General features: G+C 56.8%; 22 protein-coding genes. 11 read left to right on the top strand and 11 right to left on the bottom strand.

Annotation, left to right across the window (positions count from 1 at the left end; genetic code table 11):
- Positions 1 to 188: 188 nt before the first annotated feature.
- Entirely contained in the window at positions 189 to 782 is a 594-nt protein-coding gene (locus RGCCGE502_RS24340) for a nitroreductase family protein (RefSeq protein WP_016556863.1), read from the top strand.
- Between the two features lie 65 nt (positions 783 to 847).
- Here RGCCGE502_RS24340 and gyrB read toward each other — a convergent pair whose 3' ends face one another.
- From gyrB to RGCCGE502_RS24315, 5 genes are all read right to left on the bottom strand, one after another.
- Complete coding sequence (gene gyrB, locus RGCCGE502_RS24335; RefSeq protein WP_016556862.1) at positions 848 to 3,283, bottom strand: DNA topoisomerase (ATP-hydrolyzing) subunit B; 2,436 nt, start codon at positions 3,281 to 3,283, stop codon at positions 848 to 850.
- Between the two features lie 134 nt (positions 3,284 to 3,417).
- On the bottom strand, positions 3,418 to 3,795 hold the full coding sequence (locus RGCCGE502_RS24330; protein WP_016556861.1) for a helix-turn-helix domain-containing protein: 378 nt from the start codon (positions 3,793 to 3,795) through the stop codon (positions 3,418 to 3,420).
- Positions 3,792 to 4,349 (bottom strand): Smr/MutS family protein, encoded by a 558-nt coding sequence (locus RGCCGE502_RS24325; protein ID WP_016556860.1) that lies wholly within the window; start codon positions 4,347 to 4,349, stop codon positions 3,792 to 3,794. The genes RGCCGE502_RS24330 and RGCCGE502_RS24325 overlap by 4 nt, the downstream gene beginning before the upstream one ends.
- The gene (mltA, locus tag RGCCGE502_RS24320) at positions 4,349 to 5,467 is read right to left on the bottom strand and encodes a murein transglycosylase A (protein ID WP_016556859.1); all 1,119 of its coding nucleotides are present in this window, start codon (positions 5,465 to 5,467) and stop codon (positions 4,349 to 4,351) included. Before mltA ends, RGCCGE502_RS24325 begins: the two co-directional genes overlap by 1 nt.
- The gene (locus RGCCGE502_RS24315; RefSeq protein WP_016556858.1) at positions 5,464 to 6,165 is read right to left on the bottom strand and encodes a Tim44/TimA family putative adaptor protein; all 702 of its coding nucleotides are present in this window, start codon (positions 6,163 to 6,165) and stop codon (positions 5,464 to 5,466) included. Before RGCCGE502_RS24315 ends, mltA begins: the two co-directional genes overlap by 4 nt.
- A gap of 125 nt (positions 6,166 to 6,290) precedes the next feature.
- Here RGCCGE502_RS24315 and RGCCGE502_RS24310 point away from each other — a divergent pair, with 125 nt between their 5' ends.
- Positions 6,291 to 6,779, top strand: a complete 489-nt coding sequence (locus tag RGCCGE502_RS24310) for an FxsA family protein (protein ID WP_016556857.1) — start codon at positions 6,291 to 6,293, stop codon at positions 6,777 to 6,779.
- Between the two features lie 91 nt (positions 6,780 to 6,870).
- Positions 6,871 to 7,353, top strand: coding sequence for a protein-export chaperone SecB (secB, locus tag RGCCGE502_RS24305; protein WP_016556856.1), 483 nt, complete (start codon positions 6,871 to 6,873; stop codon positions 7,351 to 7,353).
- Between the two features lie 57 nt (positions 7,354 to 7,410).
- Here secB and dnaQ read toward each other — a convergent pair whose 3' ends face one another.
- From dnaQ to RGCCGE502_RS24280, 5 genes are read right to left on the bottom strand one after another with little or no spacing between them, the layout of a single operon-like run.
- Positions 7,411 to 8,121, bottom strand: a complete 711-nt coding sequence (gene dnaQ / locus RGCCGE502_RS24300; RefSeq protein WP_016556855.1) for a DNA polymerase III subunit epsilon — start codon at positions 8,119 to 8,121, stop codon at positions 7,411 to 7,413.
- Positions 8,114 to 8,725: a dephospho-CoA kinase gene (gene coaE / locus RGCCGE502_RS24295; protein ID WP_016556854.1), complete on the bottom strand. Its 612-nt coding sequence runs from the start codon at positions 8,723 to 8,725 to the stop codon at positions 8,114 to 8,116. The genes dnaQ and coaE overlap by 8 nt, the downstream gene beginning before the upstream one ends.
- On the bottom strand, positions 8,725 to 9,582 hold the full coding sequence (locus RGCCGE502_RS24290; protein ID WP_016556853.1) for a shikimate dehydrogenase: 858 nt from the start codon (positions 9,580 to 9,582) through the stop codon (positions 8,725 to 8,727). The genes coaE and RGCCGE502_RS24290 overlap by 1 nt, the downstream gene beginning before the upstream one ends.
- On the bottom strand, positions 9,575 to 10,174 hold the full coding sequence (locus tag RGCCGE502_RS24285) for a Maf-like protein (protein WP_016556852.1): 600 nt from the start codon (positions 10,172 to 10,174) through the stop codon (positions 9,575 to 9,577). Before RGCCGE502_RS24285 ends, RGCCGE502_RS24290 begins: the two co-directional genes overlap by 8 nt.
- 30 nt (positions 10,175 to 10,204) lie before the next feature.
- Positions 10,205 to 11,026: a pyruvate, water dikinase regulatory protein gene (locus RGCCGE502_RS24280; RefSeq protein WP_016556851.1), complete on the bottom strand. Its 822-nt coding sequence runs from the start codon at positions 11,024 to 11,026 to the stop codon at positions 10,205 to 10,207.
- A gap of 402 nt (positions 11,027 to 11,428) precedes the next feature.
- Between RGCCGE502_RS24280 and hemE the strand changes: the two genes are divergently transcribed.
- The 8 genes from hemE (at position 11,429) to RGCCGE502_RS24240 (ending at position 20,222) form a co-directional block, all read left to right on the top strand.
- Positions 11,429 to 12,463 (top strand): uroporphyrinogen decarboxylase, encoded by a 1,035-nt coding sequence (gene hemE, locus RGCCGE502_RS24275; RefSeq protein ID WP_176705726.1) that lies wholly within the window; start codon positions 11,429 to 11,431, stop codon positions 12,461 to 12,463.
- Positions 12,464 to 12,466: 3 nt separating this feature from the next.
- Positions 12,467 to 13,003, top strand: a complete 537-nt coding sequence (hemJ, locus tag RGCCGE502_RS24270) for a protoporphyrinogen oxidase HemJ (RefSeq protein ID WP_016556849.1) — start codon at positions 12,467 to 12,469, stop codon at positions 13,001 to 13,003.
- A gap of 190 nt (positions 13,004 to 13,193) precedes the next feature.
- Positions 13,194 to 14,459, top strand: a complete 1,266-nt coding sequence (gene rho / locus RGCCGE502_RS24265; protein WP_019280556.1) for a transcription termination factor Rho — start codon at positions 13,194 to 13,196, stop codon at positions 14,457 to 14,459.
- A 95-nt stretch (positions 14,460 to 14,554) separates the two neighbouring features.
- A complete protein-coding gene (mnmE, locus tag RGCCGE502_RS24260) occupies positions 14,555 to 15,868 on the top strand; it encodes a tRNA uridine-5-carboxymethylaminomethyl(34) synthesis GTPase MnmE (RefSeq protein WP_016556847.1) in 1,314 nt (437 codons plus the stop codon).
- A 107-nt stretch (positions 15,869 to 15,975) separates the two neighbouring features.
- Complete coding sequence (gene mnmG / locus RGCCGE502_RS24255; RefSeq protein WP_016556846.1) at positions 15,976 to 17,850, top strand: tRNA uridine-5-carboxymethylaminomethyl(34) synthesis enzyme MnmG; 1,875 nt, start codon at positions 15,976 to 15,978, stop codon at positions 17,848 to 17,850.
- 31 nt (positions 17,851 to 17,881) lie between these two features.
- Positions 17,882 to 18,499, top strand: coding sequence for a 16S rRNA (guanine(527)-N(7))-methyltransferase RsmG (gene rsmG, locus RGCCGE502_RS24250; RefSeq protein ID WP_016556845.1), 618 nt, complete (start codon positions 17,882 to 17,884; stop codon positions 18,497 to 18,499).
- 17 nt (positions 18,500 to 18,516) lie between these two features.
- Complete coding sequence (locus RGCCGE502_RS24245; protein ID WP_016556844.1) at positions 18,517 to 19,311, top strand: ParA family protein; 795 nt, start codon at positions 18,517 to 18,519, stop codon at positions 19,309 to 19,311.
- Between the two features lie 26 nt (positions 19,312 to 19,337).
- On the top strand, positions 19,338 to 20,222 hold the full coding sequence (locus tag RGCCGE502_RS24240; protein ID WP_016556843.1) for a ParB/RepB/Spo0J family partition protein: 885 nt from the start codon (positions 19,338 to 19,340) through the stop codon (positions 20,220 to 20,222).
- Between the two features lie 7 nt (positions 20,223 to 20,229).
- Here the strand turns inward: RGCCGE502_RS24240 and holA are convergent, their stop codons facing one another.
- Positions 20,230 to 21,264, bottom strand: coding sequence for a DNA polymerase III subunit delta (holA, locus tag RGCCGE502_RS24235; RefSeq protein WP_016556842.1), 1,035 nt, complete (start codon positions 21,262 to 21,264; stop codon positions 20,230 to 20,232).
- Between the last annotated feature and the right edge of the window lie 8 nt (positions 21,265 to 21,272).

The raw sequence follows: 21,272 nt of genomic DNA, 5'->3' as shown, positions 1-21,272 counted from the left end.
TGGGACATCATCGTCCTCCGCAAGTGAAGCTCGCTTGCCAAGCGCCTTCCAGGAAGCCTAAGACAAGTTACAAGGAGCTTGATATGTGTGTTTTAAGGTCGACAATCGCCACTGCAAATGCCGACAACCGTTCGCCGCGAAGAGTTCCACGTCCACTGGAATATTGAGAAACCACACTCGGAAGAACCATGACAAAGACCAATAGCCGTGAATCCCAACATCCGATCGACCCGCTGTTCCTCGACCGCTGGTCACCTCGCGCCTTTACCGGAGAAGTGATCGATGAATCGGATCTTTTGACGATTCTCGACGCAGCGCATTGGGCACCGTCGTCCGCCAATCAACAACCCTGGCGTTTCGTCTATGCGCTCAATGGCTCCGAGGATTGGAGCAAGTTCGTCGACCTTTTGGTCGAATCGAACCAGGAGTGGGCGAAAAACGCTTCGGCGCTGATCTACGTTGTTTCGAGGAGTTTCAACGGCGACTTTTCCGAAGGAAGGAAGAGCTACACGCACTCGTTCGACGCCGGCACCGCCTGGGGCTATCTCGCGCTACAAGCCCGGCTTTCGGGCTTCTATGCCCACGGCATGGGCGGCATCAAGCACGAGGAAATCCACAAGGCGTTTTCCATTCCCGACAGCTACCGCGTCGAGGCAGGTGTAGCGCTTGGGCGTCTTGCCGATAAGAGCGTGCTCTCAGAGCGAAATCAGGAGCGAGAAGTTCCGAGCCTGCGCAAGCCCCTTTCCGAAGTCGCCTTCCGCGGCAAGTTTATCGCGAATTAGTCCTGATAAAAAAAGCCCCACGTCGAAGCGTGGGGCTTTGCATACAAATTTCCAGTTTCGATATCCTAGATATCGAGGTTTGCAACGCTCAATGCGTTGTCCTGAATGAACTCCCTGCGCGGCTCGACTTCATCACCCATCAAGCGAGCGAAGAGACCATCGGCATCCGTAGCGTCGGCAACTTTGACCTGGAGCAGTGAACGAACGTTCGGATCCAACGTCGTTTCCCAGAGCTGTTCGGCATTCATTTCGCCGAGACCCTTGTAACGCTGCATCGTCAACCCCTTGCGACCGCTTGCGAAAATCGCGTCCAGAAGTGCTCGGGGGCCGGAAATTTCCATGTTGCCGTCGCGCCGGGAGAGCGATGGAGGCGTCTGATAGATTTCCTTCAGTCGAGCCGACAGCTGATCGATAAGCCTTGCGTCCTGCGAGCCGATCAAGGCCATGTCAAGGACGACGACTTCCTTTACGCCACGCACCATGCGCTCGAGCTTGAGGCCGCCTTCGCTGGTCACGCCCCCTTCCCAACCCCGCTCGGTGTCTTCCGCAATCAGATCGAGCCTACTGGCAACTTCGCCAGCCAGCTGTTCTGCTCTCCCGCGGTCGCTGACCGCTTCGGCATTCAGAGCGCCGGCGATCGCCGCCTGTTCGACGACAGCGCGATTGTAGCGCGAATGCAAGTTGTCAAGCAGCGCGCGAAGCCGCAATGCGTCGCCGATCACCTCACCAACGTCCTGCCCTACGCGCACTTCGCCGCTGCCAAGCTTCAAGGCAGCATCTTCCAGGCCCTGGGCAATAAGATAATCCTCAAGGGCCTTCTCGTTCTTCAGGTACTGGATCGATTTGCCGCGCGAGACCTTATAGAGCGGCGGCTGAGCGATATAGAGGTGACCACGCTCGATCAGCTCAGGCATCTGACGGAAGAAGAAAGTCAGAAGCAGAGTACGAATGTGGGCGCCGTCGACGTCAGCATCCGTCATGATGATGATCTTGTGGTAGCGCAGCTTTTCGGCGTTGAACTCGTCCTTGCCGATGCCGGTGCCAAGCGCGGTAATCAGCGTACCGATTTCCTGGCTGGACAGCATCTTGTCGAAGCGAGCACGCTCGACGTTGAGGATCTTGCCGCGCAGCGGCAGGATAGCCTGGTTTTCGCGCGAACGCCCCTGCTTGGCTGAACCACCTGCCGAGTCGCCCTCGACGAGGAAGACTTCGGACTTGGCGGGATCACGCTCGGAACAATCGGCGAGCTTGCCGGGCAGAGAGGCAATGTCGAGGGCACCCTTGCGACGGGTGAGTTCGCGCGCCTTGCGGGCAGCTTCGCGCGCCGCGGCGGCTTCGACCACCTTGCCGACCAGAACCTTGGCTTCCGACGGATGCTCTTCGAGCCACGTGCTCAGCGCTTCACTGACGAGGTTCTCGACAACGGGGCGAACTTCCGAGGAAACCAGCTTGTCTTTGGTTTGCGACGAAAACTTCGGATCCGGCACCTTTACTGAAAGAACGGCCGTCAGGCCTTCGCGGCAATCGTCACCAGTCAGCGTCACCTTTTCCTTCTTTGTGATACCCGACGTATCGGCGTAGGAGGTGATCTGGCGGGTCAGTGCGGCGCGGAAGCCGGCCATGTGCGTGCCGCCGTCGCGCTGCGGAATGTTGTTGGTGAAGCAAAGGACGTTCTCGTGGTAGCTGTCGTTCCACCACATCGCGACTTCGACGGTAATTCCGTCCTTCTCCCCGCGGATCGCCACCGGCTTGTCGACAAGCGGCTTCTTGGCGCGGTCGAGATAAGAGACGAAGGCTTCCAGGCCGCCGTCGTAGATCATCTCTTCCTGCTTGATATCCGAATGGCGCTTGTCGCTGAGCAGGATGCGGACACCTGAGTTCAGGAACGCGAGCTCGCGCAGACGATGCTCCAGCGTGCCGTAATCGAATTCGGTCATCGTAAAGGTTTCGGTACTCGGCATGAAGCTGACTTCCGTACCCGTTTCATCACCAGCGTCTCCGATCACCTTCAATGGTGCGTCGGCCACGCCATGCGTGAAGCTCATTTCATGGATCTTGCCCTGACGGCGGATCTTCAGCCTCAGCCAAACAGAAAGCGCGTTAACGACGGAAACGCCGACGCCGTGCAGACCGCCGGAAACCTTGTAGGAGTTCTGGTCGAACTTACCGCCCGCATGCAGCTGCGTCATGATGACTTCAGCAGCCGACACGCCTTCGCCGGTATGAATGTCCGTCGGGATGCCGCGACCGTTGTCCGTAACGGTAACCGAACCATCCGGATTGAGCGTCACGGTCACGATATCGGCGTGGCCGGCGAGAGCTTCGTCGATAGCGTTGTCGACGACCTCATAAACCATGTGATGAAGGCCAGAGCCGTCATCGGTATCACCGATATACATACCCGGGCGCTTGCGCACTGCATCAAGGCCCTTCAGAACCTTGATCGAGTCTGCGCCATATTCGGTGCTAACGCCGTTTTCCGTCGTGGGTATATCGGTCATACTTTTCGAGAATTTCCCTGTTGTCGGGGCTAAAATGAGACTTGCGAATCACCTGCCTTTTACATGCCAGAATATAGGGTTTTTGATCGAAGTTCCCAATGCCAGCAGGCTCAAACTGGCCATAAATCAGGGGATTATGACCGTTTTCCGTCCGCTTTTCCGCCGTTTTCGAGAATGCTTGTCAGTTCGCCAAGCGTCGTTTGATCGAGATCGCGAATACGGGCGGCCAGAAGGTTCGCAAATGCGGTATGTTCAGCTGACAAACCCGACGTATCGACCACCACGCGGGGGTCGGAAGAACGGGCCAAAAGGAAAAGTTCCTCTGCTTCATCCCAGATGATGTTGAAGTAACCGGCGATCCGCTGGAGCAGATCGAAGCTCGGCAAGCCGCGCTTCCCGTGCTCGAGTGCGGAGAGATAGGCCGGAGAGACATTGAGGGCGGCTGCCATCTGCTTCTGCGAGACACCCTTGCGCTCGCGCAGCTTGCGGATCGCCTCGCCGAACGGCGTCACGATCTTTCTCCATGGCGGCGCGACAGCCTGATATAGAGCGCGCCCTCACCCCCGTGATGTTGGGCTGCCGTTTCATAGGATGAGATGAAATAGCGAAACTCGGGCTTCGAAAACCACATCGGGACAGCACGCTTCAGTGCGCCTTCGCTGCCAAGCGAACTGCCCTTGCCGGTAATGACGAGAACATGTCTCATCCCCCGCTCGTGGGCTCTTATCAGAAATTCGAGAAGCAAGATGTGAGCTTCGCTTTGAACCAGCCCATGTAGGTCGATACGGGCTTCGAGCGGCAGCCGCCCCTTGGCGATCTTACGCTTGACCGGTCTTTCGAGTGGGTGATGGAGACCGGATCGCGATTTCGGAGCCGGCGGCATAGCTGCGACCAAGCTTTCAGACGATGATTTCGGGCTCGCTGCCCTCCCGCTTTCAGCCTCGGCTGTCAGAAAAGCGTCTAGCTCAGTCAAGTCGTCCTGCTTGCCGGGCATAGGCCGCGTACTACGTGCTACCTTGCCCCAGAGTATCCTTTCATCCGTACTGAGCTTTCGGTCGCGTGCCATCAGGCGAACCTCTCCGCTGCAGCGTTCGGAAGCAGGATAAAGAAGTCGGCATCGTGACGCACTGTTCCTGCAAGCTCCCCCGCTTGGTCGCCGGATCCGGTGAAGATATCACCTCGCGCCGGGCCGACGATGGCCGACCCGGTATCGAGCGCCAGCATCAGCCGCGCGAACGGTCGCCCCCCGTCCAGGTGGATCAGGTTCTCTGAACGAATAAAGAATGGGAAGCCAAATGTGTGAATGAGCCGGTCAACGGCCAGCGAACGACCGGCAATCAACGGCACTTTTGCCGCCGCAATGGGGCCGGCGTTCAAATCCGCCGCCGGAACTTCCCGGAAGAAAATATAGGAACGATTATGCCAGAGAATTTCATCAACCTGACCGGGGTGTGAAGCCAGCCATCGCCGAATGGCCTGCATCGAAATTTCCGAGCGTTCGATTTCTCCCCGCTCGATCAACAATTTGCCAATCGCCGAGAACGGATGTCCGGCCTTCGCGGCATAGGTAATCCGGCCGATGGCGCCGTCGGGGTATCGCAGGCGTGCTGCACCTTGCACATGTACAAAGAAGACATCAACCTTCGACTCTGCCCAGGCAATCTCCAATCCTCGGCCAGCCAGGAAACCCTCGTCAATTTCGCGACGATCCGGATAGGCGTCGATTTTGCCGTCTGTCAGCCTGCCGAACGCGTAGCTATCAGGCAGAGCGGCCGGACGATTACCCTCATCAAGATCGATCAGGTCGTCGGGGCGCCGATAGAAGGGAAAGCGATAGTTTTCGTCCGGTACCGCCGAAACCAAAACCTCAGGCTCATAGAAGGCAGTCACAAAACCCGGGCTGCCATCCATCCGGCAAATTCGGAAGGGTCGACAGTTGGATTGGAAGAAAGCCCGGGCATCGGCAGCCGATGAAATCCGCGCGCTCCGCGCCGCCTCGAACAGCGGCAAAAGATCCTGTGCAGTCAACCCGAGCGAGCCTGTCCGGTACGCCTTGACCTCGCTGATCTGCCGGCGACATGCCTCCATGACTTCAAAAAGGCCGGAGGGATCATCATCCTTCCAGCCTTCCAGATCATCAAAGCTTATTGCTTGCAGGGCGAAGCCCGGGGTTTCCTCACTCATGCTTCCGATTCGGTGGCCACGAGTTTCCAGTTGGGATCCCGCGAACGGGTGTCGCGTGCAAAAGTCCAGAGATCGTTCACCTCCGCGACATTCTCCGCATCGCCATCAATGAGCTTGTCAGCTTTGTCATAGGTGGCTGAGATCAGCTGGCTGACGAGGCGAAGCGTAATCTGCACCTCCGTGCCTTTGATTTCGGCGCTGGTGATCTCAGCCTTATCGATACCGACGAAGGTCGACTTCACCTTCTCGCCCTTGGATTCACGGTCTGAAATGGCGGCATCAAAGCCGTCATAAACCTCGCGCGATAGGAGGTTTTTCAGAGCCTTGCGATCGCCGTCGGCAAACGCCATTACAATCATTTCATAGGCCATTCGGGCGCCGTTCACGAATTCCTTTGGATTGAACGAAGCATCTGCCTTGTTGATTTCCCGAAGCGATTCGTTCAGCGACGTGCCGGCTGGAGCAAAGGCGTCGATTGCGGCAAAGCGATCGTCTTCTTCGGCCGACGCATCGCGACGCGGCAGTGTTACTACCTTTCCAGCATCCGGCGAGTCGGGCGCAACGGCGTCGCGCGGCGTGTAAAGATCACGCGGGGGCTTCTCATTTCCCGTACGGCGACCGAGAACGCTGCGCAGTTGCAGAAAAATCAGCACCGCCGCTACGAGAAAAAACAATGTGATGAAGTCGTTTGAACCCATATCCCGCCGCAGCCGCTGTTAACATCCCTGATTTGTACTCCCATATAGTCCGCCTATACAGATGATTCAAATGGGGTCTGCAACGCGACCCTCCAATGGAGTCCGGCTTAGGCCGGAATAAAACGATGCCCTTGAAGATCCTGCCTGGTTTTCTGCTGCTGCTGCCGCTCGCTGAGATTGCCGGTTTCGTGCTCGTCGGAAGGGTGATTGGACTTTGGCCGACGCTGGCGCTGGTCATTCTAAGCTTCATGGTCGGCATGGCCCTGCTCAGGCGTCAGGGCGTCGGAATCCTGCGCCGCATGTCCGCGGAGGGGCGAAACGGCATGTTGCCGGGGCGAGAACTGCTTCGTCCGGCCATGTTCGTGATTGCCGCATTGTTGCTGATGGTCCCTGGCTTCATCACCGACATCGTGGCGTTGCTGATCTTCATTCCAGCTGTGCGCAATCTCGCTTGGCGGTATGTCAGCCGCCGTTTCGTCGTCGTAGGCCCGACGGGCGGCTTCAGCTCCTCTGGCCGCTCCAAGGACTCGAAGATCGTGGACCTGGCCGACGATGACTTTCGGCGCGAGCCGGACGGCAACTCTCCCTGGTCGGGAAAGCATCTGGGCAAGTAGGAGACGGTCGAGGCGGCAAGCTGGCTCAGGGTTGTAAGGCCATGCCCGAAATGATAGAGCGGCACCATCCAATGCCCTCGAGGAAAAGCCAATGGCCGACGAAAACAGCAATAACGGTGCAACGAGCCCGAGCCTTACCATCCTTGCCCAGTACACCAAGGATCTCTCCTTCGAAAATCCGGGTGCTCCGCGTTCGCTGCAGGCGCGTGACAAGGCTCCGGCCATCAACATCAATGTCAACGTCAACGCCAATCCGCTTTCCGATACGGATTTCGACGTCGTTCTGTCCCTGAACGCCGAAGCCAAGGATGGCGACAAGACGGTGTTCCACACTGAACTCGTCTATGGCGGCGTCTTCCGGATTGCCGGTTTCCCGCAGGAGCACATGCTGCCGGTCCTCTTCATCGAGTGCCCCCGCATGCTCTTCCCGTTCGCACGTCAGATCATTGCCGACGTCACGCGTAATGGCGGCTTCCCGCCACTGATGATCGATCCGATCGATTTCTCTCAGATGTTTGCGCAGCGGGTTGCCGAAGAGCAGGCCCGTGCCAAGGTCCAGGCAACCACGAACTAACAGTTCGCGTATAGCACGCTGGAACAAAATCAAATGCCCGGGTCGCCCCGGGCATTTTTAGTTTGCTAGATCGTATTTTCCCCAGACACCCTTGGCGCCGAGTTTGGCAATGAGCGCGTCATGGGCTTGCTGCTCGGCTTCGCTGAGACGCGGCGCAAGCGGTCGCGGTCGTTCGAGCGTCCCGATGATGATTTCCTCGACCGCTATTTCCTGACCTGCCGAATTGTTTGCGGCGGTTCCGAGGCCAAGGGCGGCCTGACGGCCACCAATCATCTCGATGTAAACATCGGCCAGAAGTTCGGAGTCGAGAAGCGCGCCGTGCTTCGTTCGATGCGCATTATCTATGCCATAGCGGCGGCAAAGCGCATCGAGCGAGTTGGGTCCCATCGGATGCTTGCGGCGCGCCATCGACAGTGTGTCGAGCACGCGGTCAGGCAGAATCGGCGGCAGATCGAGCCTTGCGAGCTCAGCGTTTATAAAGCCCATATCGAACGTGGCGTTATGCGCGATCCATTTCGCGTCGCCAAAGAAATCGATAATTTGCTGCGCAACATCTGCGAACGAGGGCTTGTCCTTGAGGAACTCATCGGTGATGCCGTGAACGGCAAGCGCGTCCGGGTGTACTTTCTGATCGCCCGGATTGATGTAAATATGGATCGTATTGCCGGTCGGAAAATGATTGAAAAGCTCGATGCCGCCGATCTCGATAATGCGGTCTACACGGTTATCGAGGCCCGTGGTTTCCGTATCGAAGATGATTTCACGCATTCAGGAAGTCCCCGCTAGCGAGCCGCCGCTTCAGGTCCGAGATAATCTCGGCGACCCGTGTTCTGGCCGTTTCGATGCTATGCCCGGTATCGATCACATAATCGGCTCTTGCTCGCTTTTCCGCATCCGGTGTCTGGCGCGCAAGAATCATATTGAATTTTTCCACTGTCATTCCCGGCCGCGCAAGTACGCGGTCTCGCTGTATCTGTGGATCACAGCTGACGACCACGACGACATCGACTCTGCTTTCAGCTCCTGTTTCGAACAACAGCGGGATATCGAGCAACACCATTCGCGAGCCGCGTTGCCGCTCACGTTCGACGAACTCTACCTCCCGCTTTCTCACAAGCGGATGGACGATGGCTTCGAGGCGCCTGAAGCCGTCAGGACCTCCGGCCAGCTGACGGCCGAGCTCCTGCCGATCAACGGCGCCGTCCTTCATCGTGCCGGGAAAGGCCGCATCTACAAGCGGCGCTGCCTCGCCAGCGTAAAGGTCATGGACGACGGCATCGGAATCATTCACGGGCACTCCTGCTTCAGCGAAGAGCTTTGCCATGGTTGATTTGCCCATTCCAATCGAGCCGGTCAGTCCAATCCGCAACATCAATGCCTGTCCATGTCCTCAATGAGAATCGCACGCAGCTTCTCGTCGACCGCCGGGCGATGCCCGAACCATTTCTCAAATCCGGGCACGGCTTGATGCAGCAGCATGCCGAGCCCGTCGACAACAGCGAAGCCTTGCTGTTGCGCTTGCACCAGGAAGGGTGTCATCAGGGGCACGTAGACGATATCCGTCACAACGGCATCCGAGAGTAACGGCGAAAAATCAATCCAAGGCGCCCCTTCGCCATCCATACCCAGAGACGTCGTGTTGACGAAAAGACCCGCGCCGCTCATGACTTCAGGTAGCGCAGCCATCGAATGAGCATGTATTTTGGGTCCAAACCGATCCGCCAATTCCTTGGCGCGCTCGACCGTTCTGTTGACCAGATGAATTTCCTTGACGCCTCGATCGCGCAGGGCCTGGATGATGGCTCGGCTTGCCCCTCCTGCGCCGAGGACCACCGCCTTCTCGGCCCCATCCCAACCGGAATGTCGTTCATCCAGATTGGCCGTAAAGCCGCGTCCATCCGTGTTCGTCGCCTTTAGCCGCCCGTTGTCCATCCAAAGCGTATTGGATGCGCCCAATTCTTCGGAAAGTTCATCGGGATCGTCGGCAAGTCTGAACGCCATTTCCTTATGCGGGATGGTGGCATTGCCGCCTACGAAGCCGGATTCGCCGTTCTTCAGAGAATCTACAAAGGCTGCAAAATCGTCAGGCGCAACCTCGTGCGCGCAGTATGAACCTGGTAATCCAAGGGTCTTCAGCCAGTAGCCATGGATGAGAGGGGACCTGGAATGCTTGATGGGAAAGCCTGTGACGAAGGCCTTTGGCTCGAATGTTTCACGTGAATCATGCATCGATGGCACCCAATTCTCTGAGCTTCTCTAACAGTGGCAACATCGGCAACCCCAAGATTGTAAAATAGTCTCCATCGATTCTCGAAAACAATTGAAGCCCCTCCCCTTCGAGTTGATAGGCACCGACGCTGCCGAGTGCGCGCTCCCCCACGCGGTTCAAATGCCGCGCGATGAAATCGGTCGTTAGCAGTCGCATCGTCAGGTCCGCGTGCGAGACATGCTCCCAGACGATGTCGCCGCCGTAAGCAATCGCGATCGCGCTGTTCAGCCGATGTGTCTTGCCCGAGAGGACGCGAAGGTGGTTCACAGCGTCCGCCATGTCCTTTGGCTTGTGGAAAGTCTGCGGTCCAAGCGACATCGTCTGATCAGAGCCGATGACGAAGCACGCCGGAAACCGGTCGCTGACTTCCTTCGCCTTCGCCTTCGCCAGGACGAGCGCCACAGTATCCGGCGTAGCACCTGCTCGTTCGAGAGGCGCTTCAACCGCGCGCTCGTCAATCTGGGCTGCATGTGCGTCGAAGGCGAGCCCGGCATTTTGCATCAGCATGCGGCGGAACGGGCTGGAAGATGCGAGAATGAGCTTGGGTACCATGGAGCCTCGAACAGGGTGATGTGACAGCGCTTAGCGGAGCTTCGGACGGAGCGCAACAATCGCTGCGGCTGTCTCTTCGATGGAACGCCGCGTCACGTCAATGAGGGGCCAATTATGCCTGGCGCAGAGTGACCGCGCGTACTTCAGTTCCTCTGAGATGGCAGCCCGGTCCGTGTATTGCCCGCGGTCGAAGCCAGGGGTTGCGCCCAAGATACGGTTCTCGCGAACCTGCGATATCCGATCGGTCGTAGCAATCAGGCAGACAATCAGAGGTTTGGTCGCGGTCAGCAGCCGTTCCGGAAGCGGCACGCCGTGGACAATCGGGATGTTCGCCGTCTTGATGCCGCGATTGGCGAGGTAGATGCTCGTCGGAGTTTTCGACGTTCGACTGATGCCAATAATGACGACATCGGCGTCATTATAGTCGTCAGGCATCTGACCATCATCGTGATCCATCGTAAAGTTCAGCGCTTCGATGCGGGCAAAGTAGCCGGCATTCATAACGTGTTGTGCACCGACGCGTCTTCGCGAGGGCGCACCAAGATAGATCTGGAAGGCATTCATAACGGGTTCGAGTACGTTGACGGACGCAACACCCATCTCCGTGCAGCGTTGATCGATGAAGGTCGCGAGTTCGCGGTCGACAATCGTATAAAGAACGATCCCAGGCTGGCTATCGATCGACTGCAGCACCTGCAGAAGCTGCTTACGATTGCGGACTAACGGGTAGACGTGCTCGATCGGCTGCGCGGCTTTGAATTGCGCCGAAGCCGCGCGGCCGGCAGAAATCAGTGTTTCGCCGGTCGAGTCAGAAATCAGATGCAGATGGAAGAAGTTTGGGCGGTTCTCCACGTTATTTTCGGCTACCTGTTGAAAAGACTGGACAGCCGAGAGCTAAGAGACGCGGCGGGGATAAGGCAAGGGAAAACATGCCACCTTTTCCACAAATCGAATTTCGCGGAAGCTCAAAAAAGTCGCTTGTTGGTTCTGTGGATAATTGGTGACCGTTCGACGGAAGTCGATACCTTTTCCACAGTTCCGCCTGAACTTGTAGTTCTCTATCCGATTGTAAATATTCTCATATTTAGATCTATCCACGATTTGCCTGTGGCGGTTCTCCGTTTCCTCCTTTTGGCACGGTGGCAGCGCGACAAAACGTTCCGGTCGTGGATGGATTTTAATCCTTGATAGAAACAGACTCTAAGAAATAGAAACCTTTTAAATTATCTTTGATTTTTTATAAGGAAGAGAAGCGTGGGAGACAGCCGCCGGAAAATCATGAGGGTCTTGGACGGCGAGACACTCAGCCCTCCTCCAATCTGGCTGATGAGACAGGCGGGGCGATATCTTCCCGAGTATAGGGAAACGCGCGCGAAGGCAGGAAGTTTCCTGGACCTTTGTTATACGCCTGACCATGCCGTTGAGGTAACGCTCCAACCCATTCGTCGCTATGGTTTTGATGCAGCCATCCTCTTTTCCGACATTCTCGTGATTCCGGATGCGATGAAGCGCAACGTTCGCTTCACGGAAGGGCATGGACCGCAGATGGATCCGATCGATGAAACCGGAATCGACCGACTGGAGTTCGACCACGTCGTCGACTACCTCAAACCGGTTCTCGAAACGGTTGAGCGTCTTCGAAATGAGCTGCCTGCCGAGACGGCTTTGCTCGGCTTCTGTGGCGCTCCGTGGACGGTGGCGACTTATATGATTGCCGGTCACGGCACGCCCGATCAGGCCCCCGCCCGGCTCTTCGCCTACAAGCATCCGAAAGCTTTCGAACACCTGCTTGCTGTTTTGGCGGAAGTTTCAGCCGACTATCTCGTCGCGCAGATCGATGCCGGGGCTGATGCTGTGCAGATCTTCGATTCCTGGGCCGGTGTTCTCGGTGAGCGGGAATTCGAGGCATTCGCGGTGAAGCCGGTCGCCCGGATGATCGCCTCCATCAAAGCACGACGGCCGAATGCCCGGGTTATTGCCTTCGCCAAGGGCGCCGGCTTCCTGCTGAAGAGCTATCGACAGCGGACGAAGGCGGATGCGATCGCTCTCGACTGGTCGGTGCCACTGGATTTCGCTGTAGATCTGCAGAAAGACGGTGCGGTTCAGGGTAACCTCGATCCAATGCGCGTGGTGGCCGGTGGCAGAGCTCTGATGGACGGTATCAACGATATCCTCGATAAGCTCGGCAACGGCCCGCTGATCTTCAATCTCGGTCATGGGATTACCCCCCAGGCGGACCCTCAAAATGTCCAGCTGCTCGTGGAGCATGTCCGCGGTTGGAGACGATAGCCCATGGAGAAGCAGTCCGATGAGAAACCTGGCGCCTACGCACGTCGCCGGGCGCATTTTGCGATCCTGTTCTTTGTACTTCTGGCTGTGGGGCTATTTCTCTGGAATCCGGATGATCTCTACCTTTGGATCAAGGCGCTTCATATCATAGCGGTGATTTCGTGGATGGCTGGCCTTTTCTACATGCCGCGCCTCTTCATCTATCATACCGATGCCGAGCCGGGTTCGACGCAGTCGGAAACCTTCAAGGTCATGGAGCGCCGTCTGCTGAAGGTGATCATGAACCCGGCAATGATGCTGACGTGGATTCTTGGCCTCTATCTTGCCTGGTCGGTCTACGGCTTCCAGGGAGGATGGTTGCATGCGAAGATCGGTCTCGTCGTACTTCTGACAGCCGTACACGTCTTCTTCTCACGCGCCGTCAAGGCGTTTGAACGTGATGAAAACCGCCGGTCTGCACGCTATTGGCGTTTCATGAACGAGGCGCCGACCCTATTGATGATCGGGATTGTCATCCTCGTCGTCGTCAAACCATTCTAAAGAGTCGCTGTCGGTTAAATTTGCTTGATTTTAAGCAGCCCCCTTGCGGCGGTGAACCTTACTCGCTATTTTCCCTCCACCTCATCCTTGTGGCATGTATGTAAAGTTTGATCGTCTGCGATCTCTTCGCAGGACCGGTTACAGCCTCGACATCGCCTTCCCCCCAGAATTTAAGAGTAATGGTCACTTCATGGCTGAAATGAAGCTTCAAGAACTTAAGAGTAAGTCCCCGACGGATCTGCTGGCGTTTGCCGAATCGCTCGAGGTCGAAAATGCAAGCACGATGCGCAAGCAGGAGCTGATGTTTGCGATCCTGAAGGTGCTTGCCAGCCAGGATGTGGAGATTATCGGCGAAGGCGTTGTTGAGGTCCTGCAGGATGGTTTCGGCTTCCTGCGGTCCGCCAACGCCAACTATCTCCCGGGTCCCGACGATATCTATATCTCGCCCTCTCAAATTCGCCGCTTCTCGCTGAAGACTGGCGACACCGTTGAAGGCCCGATCCGTGGACCGAAGGAAGGCGAGCGCTATTTCGCGCTCTTGAAGGTCAATACGATCAATTTCGACGATCCCGAAAAGATTCGTCACAAGGTGCATTTCGATAACCTGACACCGCTTTACCCCAACGAACGTTTCAAGATGGAGCTGGAGGTTCCCACTTCCAAGGATCTTTCTCCGCGCGTCATTGACCTTGTTGCGCCGCTGGGCAAGGGCCAGCGTGGACTGATCGTCGCGCCGCCGCGCACCGGTAAGACCGTCCTTCTCCAGAATATCGCTCACTCAATTACAGCGAATCATCCCGAGTGCTATCTCATCGTTCTCCTCATCGACGAGCGTCCCGAGGAAGTGACGGACATGCAACGCTCCGTTCGCGGGGAAGTCATTTCCTCAACCTTTGACGAACCGGCCGTGCGGCACGTCCAGGTGGCCGAGATGGTCATCGAAAAGGCCAAGCGTCTCGTTGAGCATGGCCGCGACGTTGTTATTCTGCTTGATTCGATCACACGCCTCGGTCGCGCCTATAACACTGTCGTACCCTCTTCCGGCAAGGTCCTCACAGGTGGTGTCGACGCTAACGCGCTGCAGCGCCCGAAGCGCTTCTTCGGTGCCGCGCGCAATATTGAAGAGGGCGGATCGCTCACGATCATCGCCACAGCTCTCATCGATACCGGTAGCCGCATGGACGAAGTTATCTTCGAGGAATTCAAGGGCACCGGTAACTCTGAAATCGTCCTTGACCGCAAGGTCGCCGACAAGCGCATCTTCCCGGCGATGGATATCCTGAAGTCCGGGACACGTAAGGAAGACTTGTTGGTGCCGCGTCAGGACCTGCAGAAGATCTTTGTACTGCGGCGTATCCTTGCGCCGATGGGCACCACGGACGCAATCGAATTCTTAATCGACAAACTGAAGCAAACGAAGAATAATCCAGACTTCTTCGACTCCATGAACACCTAATCCTTAGCCGGACTCACCAAGGTAAGCCGGTCACAGCGTGGCCGGTTTTTCTTTTTGTACAGCTGTTATCTTCAGCCTTGCACTGGAGAAGGAAAATGCTGCCCAACATGGACACAATATTCGCGCTGTCGAGCGGTGCGGTACCCGCGGGTCTCGCGGTGGTTCGAATCAGCGGCGCTGAGGTCCCTGCAGTTCTGGCCTCACTGATCGGCGCGCCACCCCCAGCTAGACAAGCAGCGCTGAGGTCGATTCGGACTCGTAATGGTCTGGTGATCGACACCGGGCTCGTCTTATATTTCCCGGCGCCATATTCCTTCACGGGCGAAAGCGTCGCAGAGATACATCTCCATGGCGGCCGCGCCGTGGTTGATGCTTTGCATCGGGAACTTGCTGAATTCGAGAATTTGCGACCAGCGGCGCCAGGAGAATTTTCGCGGCGCGCCTTCGAAAACGGCAAGCTGGATTTAGTCGAAGTCGAAGGTCTGGCAGATTTGATTGCAGCCGAAACGGAGATGCAGCGGCGGCTGGCTGTTGAGCAGAGCTCCGGCGGCCTTTCATCGGTCTACAACGGATGGGCGCATCGGCTGACGCGCGCTCGCGCCCTAATCGAAGCAGAGCTTGATTTTCCGGACGAGGAGGATGTGCCGGGTTCCGTATCAGATCAAGTATGGGCTGACGTAGAGAACCTCATCACAGAGATGCGCGAGCATCTTCTACAGCTCGAGGCTGGCGAGATTATCCGTGACGGTTTCAAGGTTGTTATCGCCGGCAGTCCGAACGCCGGTAAGTCCAGCCTGATGAACGCCCTGGCTAAGCGTGACGTTGCGATTGTCACAGATATCGCCGGGACGACAAGAGACGTCCTGCACGTTGATCTGAACATGGACGGCTACCTGGTCAAACTTTACGACACGGCAGGCCTTCGTGACGCAGCGGAGACGGTTGAACGCGAGGGTATCCGAAGGGCCGAGAAAGCGATCTCCGAAGCCGACCTCTTGATCTTTCTCGAGGACATGTCGGTGGATGCCGCAACGAACATTTACCCCGAGGGTGCGTTGCTGGTCGGTGCCAAAAGTGACTTGCCTCGGAAGAGTATGAATGAGTATGACCTCGTCATCTCGGCGGCGGACGGGACCGGCCTGGGAAGGCTGCGCGCCGTGATTGTCGAGCGTCTGAGAGCCAAAGTGCATCCGCAGTCAATGGCTATCCCGAGCCGTGCGCGTCACAAGGATTCGCTGGCGAAATCACTCGTGGCTATGGAGACGGCCTTGCTAAGCCCCACGCGAGGGTTGGATCTGCGGGCGGAAGATTTGAGAGCGGCCGGTGATGCGCTGGGACGCGTGACGGGACGTGTCGACGTCGAGAACTTGCTTGACCTGATCTTCGGAGAGTTCTGTATCGGAAAATGATTCACGTGAAACATCCGAATCGGTGTCGCCCGGAACGGTTTCACGTGAAACGCCTTGACTCGCTGCGTCACTTCGCTCATCACCGGACAATCTCAGGAGCGCGAAGAATGAACACCTCACGGTTCGATGTCATCGTCATCGGCGGCGGACATGCCGGATGTGAAGCCGCTGCGGCCGCTGCGCGTCTTGGCGCCAAGACGGCGCTGGTCACGCATCGCCGCGACACCATTGGTATCATGTCGTGCAATCCGGCGATTGGCGGACTTGGAAAAGGCCACTTGGTTCGAGAGATCGACGCCATGGATGGGTTGATGGGACGGGTGGCCGACGCCGCCGGTATTCAATTCCGTATGTTGAACCGGAAGAAGGGCCCCGCTGTTCGTGGCCCGCGCACCCAGGCGGATCGCAGGCTGTATCGAGAAGCGATGCTCGCGGAAATCGAAAGCGTCGAAAATCTTACCGTGATCGAAGGTGATGCGTTCGATCTGACGATAATAGAAAATCGTGTTGCAGCGGTTGTCATGAAAGATAGCCGGATTCTTTCCTGCGGCTCTGTAGTGTTAACCACCGGAACTTTTCTGCGCGGTCTTATTCACATCGGCGAGAAGAAGATACCGGCTGGTCGTGTTGGTGAGGAACCGTCGCTTGGCCTCTCTCATACGCTTATGAGTCTCGGTCTGCGGCTCGGACGCCTCAAGACCGGCACCCCGGCGCGCCTGGATGGCACTACCATCGATTGGCAGAGTGTCGGCCGACAGGGTGCTGATGAAGAGCCCGTCCCGTTCTCGTTCATGACGGATCAGATCGCGAATCCGCAGATCGAATGTGGCGTGACACGCACCACCGAGGCAACGCATCGGATCATCGTTGAGAATCTCAAGAGATCCGCAATGTACTCGGGCCAAATTGAGGGAGTCGGCCCGCGCTATTGTCCGTCAATTGAAGACAAGCTGGTGAAGTTCGGCGAACGCGACGGACATCAGGTTTTTCTTGAGCCTGAGGGTCTCGAGGACAAGACGGTCTATCCCAATGGAATCTCGACCTCGCTGCCTGCCGAGATACAGGACACATTTATCCGAACGATTCCCGGTCTTGAGCGCGTTCAGATTCTGCAGCCGGGTTACGCGATCGAATACGATCATGTGGATCCTCGCGAACTGAAGCCGTCGCTGGAAGTCAAGAAGATGCCTGGACTGTTTCTGGCTGGGCAGATCAACGGTACAACGGGCTATGAGGAAGCGGCAGCTCAGGGTCTCGTCGCTGGCATCAATGCCGCCCGCCTGGCTGGCGGCCAGAGCGAGGTTCACTTTAGTCGCACTGATTCGTATATCGGAGTGATGGTCGATGATCTAACATCTCGCGGTGTTGCTGAACCGTATCGGATGTTTACCTCCCGTGCAGAGTATCGGCTGTCGCTGCGGGCAGACAACGCAGATGTTCGCCTGACGCCGTTGGCGATTCAAATCGGGAGCGCTTCATCCGGCCGCCGTGATCGCTTTCAAGCATATAGTGAGGCGTTGGAGGCGGGTCGCACGCGTCTTAAGGTGCTGTCAGTGACCCCAAACGAGGCCAGCCGCTTCGGACTTAAGTTGAATCAGGATGGCCAGCGCCGCTCGGCTTATGATCTTCTGTCGTATCCCGATTTTAGCCTACACGATCTTCGGCAGATTTGGCCCGAGTTGTCTGGTATTGACAGTCGGGTTGCTGATGCCCTGGAGATTGAGGCGGGCTATGCGGTCTATATGCAGCGGCAGTCAACTGATATCGCGCAGGTGAAGCGGGATGAGGACCTGACGATACCAGGCGACTTTGACTTCGACGTCCTCTCCGGTCTATCGAACGAGTTAAAGCACAAGTTGCACAATATACGCCCATACAACGTCGCGCAAGCCGCTAAGATCGACGGCATGACACCAGCCGCCATCTCCTTGTTGCTCGTTCACTTGAGACGTGGCGTCTTTAGCGCCGCTGCATCAGGCTGAAGCGCCTATTGCAATTTACGAGAGTCCTATCATGCACCTAAACGGTCGGCGTGTTTCACGTGAAACACAGGAGCGCCTTGAACATTTTGTGGCCCTTTTCCAGAAGTGGGCAAAGACTATCAATCTCACTGCACCGTCCACGCTAAATGATGCCTGGAACCGACATATTGCAGACTCCGCTCAAATCTTTCAGATCCAATCGTCGCCCCTCACCTGGGTTGACCTCGGTAGCGGCGGTGGCTTCCCTGGCGTCGTAACGGCTATTATGCTTGCCGAACTCGGTGGTGGATGGGTTCATCTGGTTGAGAGCAACCGCAAGAAGGCTGCGTTTCTCCGCGCGGCGCTTCGCGAGACCGGTGCCAGAGGATCCATACACATCGAGCGAATCGAAGACGCTCCGGCGATTATCGAAAGATGCGATTTTGTCTCTGCTCGAGCGCTTGCAGACCTCACAAGGCTCCTGGTCTATGTCGAGCCGTGGTCGCAGAAGAATGCGAATCTTCGTGCTTATTTCCATAAAGGACGGGATTACCGCGCCGAGATCGAGAAAGCGCGTGGTGAGTGGCGATTCGATCTGTTAGAACATAAGAGCGCTGTCGAAGAGGATTCCGTTATTCTGGAGATCTTCAACACTCGACGATTGGCTTAACAGATCGGGCTTTGGCTATGGCTGGCGAACGAAATCGTATAATCACCATTGCAAATCAGAAGGGCGGCGTTGGCAAGACGACGACGGCTATCAACCTGGCGACCGCCCTGGCTGCGATCGGCGAGCGTGTTTTGATCGTTGACCTCGATCCCCAAGGCAACGCCAGCACCGGCCTGGGTATTGACCGGAAACATCGCCGGCTATCTTCCTATGACTTGCTTTTGGATGATTGCTCTGTGGAAGAGGTGGCGCAGGAGACTGCAGTACCCAACCTATATATAGTGCCTTCGACAATGGATCTGCTCGGTGTCGAGATGGAAATCGCGAGCCAAAGTGATCGCGTCTTCAAGCTGAAGAAGGCTGTAGCCAAAGAGGATGCTTTCCGCTTCTCCTATATTCTTGTCGATTGCCCGCCCTCCTTCAATCTCCTGACGATGAACGCGATGGCTGCGGCGCATTCGGTGCTTGTGCCACTGCAATGCGAATTTTTCGCCCTCGAGGGTCTTAGTCAGCTCTTGGAGACTGTCGATCAGGTTCGGCGTACCGTTAACCCCAACCTCGATATCCAAGGCATCGTGCTGACAATGTTCGATTCTCGCAACAATTTGGCGCAACAGGTTGTTAACGATGTACGCACCCACCTCGGAGAGAAAGTCTACCACACGTTGATTCCGCGAAATGTTCGCGTTTCGGAAGCGCCGTCCTATGGAAAGCCGGCAATTCTGTATGATCTGAAGTGTGCCGGGAGCCAGGCGTATCTCCAGTTGGCATCTGAGGTTATCCAGCGCGAGCGCCAACGTCTCGCGGCGTGATTTGAAGAAAGAATGGCGAGTTATTCATGAACGATGATGTCTCGAAGAGAAGACTTGGTCGCGGCTTAGCTGCATTGATTGGCGAGATGGATCAGCCGATTCCGGTTGATACCGCAAAGCCGGGCGTCAGCGCCGATCGTATGGTTCCGATCGAATTCGTCAGCCGGAACCCGCGGAACCCGCGGCGTTTCTTTGATGATGGCGAACTGCATGAACTCGCGAGTTCTATCCGTCAACACGGTATTGTCCAGCCGGTCGTAGTTCGCACGCTTGCAAGCAATCAGTTCGAGATCATCGCCGGCGAAAGACGGTGGCGGGCGGCGCAGTTAGCCGGCCTCGTAGAAATCCCGGTGATCGTGCGCGACGTAGATGATAAGACTGCGCTCGAGATCGCGATTGTTGAGAACGTGCAGCGCTCCGACCTCAATCCGCTGGAAGAGGCGCTAGGCTATGATCAGCTGATGGCGGAGTACGGTTATACGCAGAATGATCTCGGCGAAATTATCGGCAAGAGTCGTAGTCATGTTGCGAATTCGCTGCGTCTCCTGAAGTTGCCGGAGCCGGTTCGCGACTTGTTGGCTGCGGGTAGCCTCTCGGCTGGCCACGCCCGAGCCTTGGTGCCGACCTCCGATCCGACCGCCCTCGCCCGCACAATTGTCGCAAAGGGTATGTCGGTGCGCGACGCCGAACGACTGGCTCAAAGCGATATTAAGGCTCAATCAGAGCCAAGGGCTGCAGGGCACCAAAAGGATCAGAAGGATTCGGACACGCTCGCCTTGGAGCGGACTCTGTCGGATGCACTCGGCCTGGACGTTGCGATCAATCATAAAGCAAGCGGCGGACAGATTCGAATCTCTTATAAGTCATTGGAACAATTGGAAGAAATCTGCCGACTTCTGGAGCGTCGCTAGGTAGAAGCTACCGACGTGCCGATTGTAGCGTCGTTGAAAGCAGCGTTTGTAGGACGATGCTGTCTTCTAAGACAGCACGCTTGCGGGTTTGTAGAATTGCGGCCTGCAGACGATTTGCCTCCCGCGCCAAGGCCTCAGCGGACCAGGTTCGGAGTGCCTGCTCGATGATTGGCTTTCGTCGAAAGTGAAGGTGGCGGCCTAACGCCTGCATGACCTGCGCAGCAGGCAATCGCTTCTCGTCCATCTCCGTCTTCATTGCGTCAAGCAGTTGAAATTGCTTTAGGCAGGCCTGAACAACAAGGAATACGGCGGTCTTGGACGATATAATCTTCTGCATCGCGTGCAGAAAATTTGCCGAATTGCCGTTCAGCACCGCATCGACGGCGTCATCCACGGAGATCGCGCTGGCGTCGCCAATGATCTCCGTAACGTGGTGTTCTTCGATCGTCGATTTTCCGCGGCAATAGAGTGCGAGCTTTCGCAGTTCATTGCGCGAAGCAATACGATCTCCCCCGATGAGCTCTAGCAAAGCTTGCCGTGCGGCCGGCGTGATGCCGATCCCGGCGCTCGAGAGTTCGCTGTCTATGAGGCTGTTTAGCGCACGGGTGTCATCCGCGTAGCAGGGGATCGCCACCACATTGCGGGCCGCTTCGGTTGCCTTTCGCAGTAGGGATCCCTTCTTCAGATCCCCAGCTTCGACGATAACGTACGTGGCGTCCGGCGTGTCGATTGATAAAGCCTGGAGAGAGTCGACGAGATATTTCTCGTTCGCCGCTCCGCGTATCCAGATAAGTTTGTCCCCGCCGAAGAGGCCGATTGCCCCTGCCTCGTCCAGTAGACGGCCTTGATCCCGCTGCAAATCGGAAACGTCGAGCTTTATCAGGGAGAAGGGATCGTCGAGCGAAACTCCGGTCTTGCCCGCGATTAGTGTTGCGCGCTCGGAAACAAGGCCACGATCTGGTCCGTAGATGACGAATAGGCGGTAGTTGCGGGCGGATCGCTCGAGAAAGCCTTCAAACTCATGCGATTTGATTTCCACCACGCTTCCGC

It is taken from the genome of Rhizobium grahamii CCGE 502 (assembly GCF_000298315.2).
GTDB lineage: Bacteria > Pseudomonadota > Alphaproteobacteria > Rhizobiales > Rhizobiaceae > Rhizobium > Rhizobium grahamii.
The sequence above is the reverse complement of the archived record's forward strand: the minus strand, read 5'-3'. Positions and strand labels throughout refer to the sequence as shown.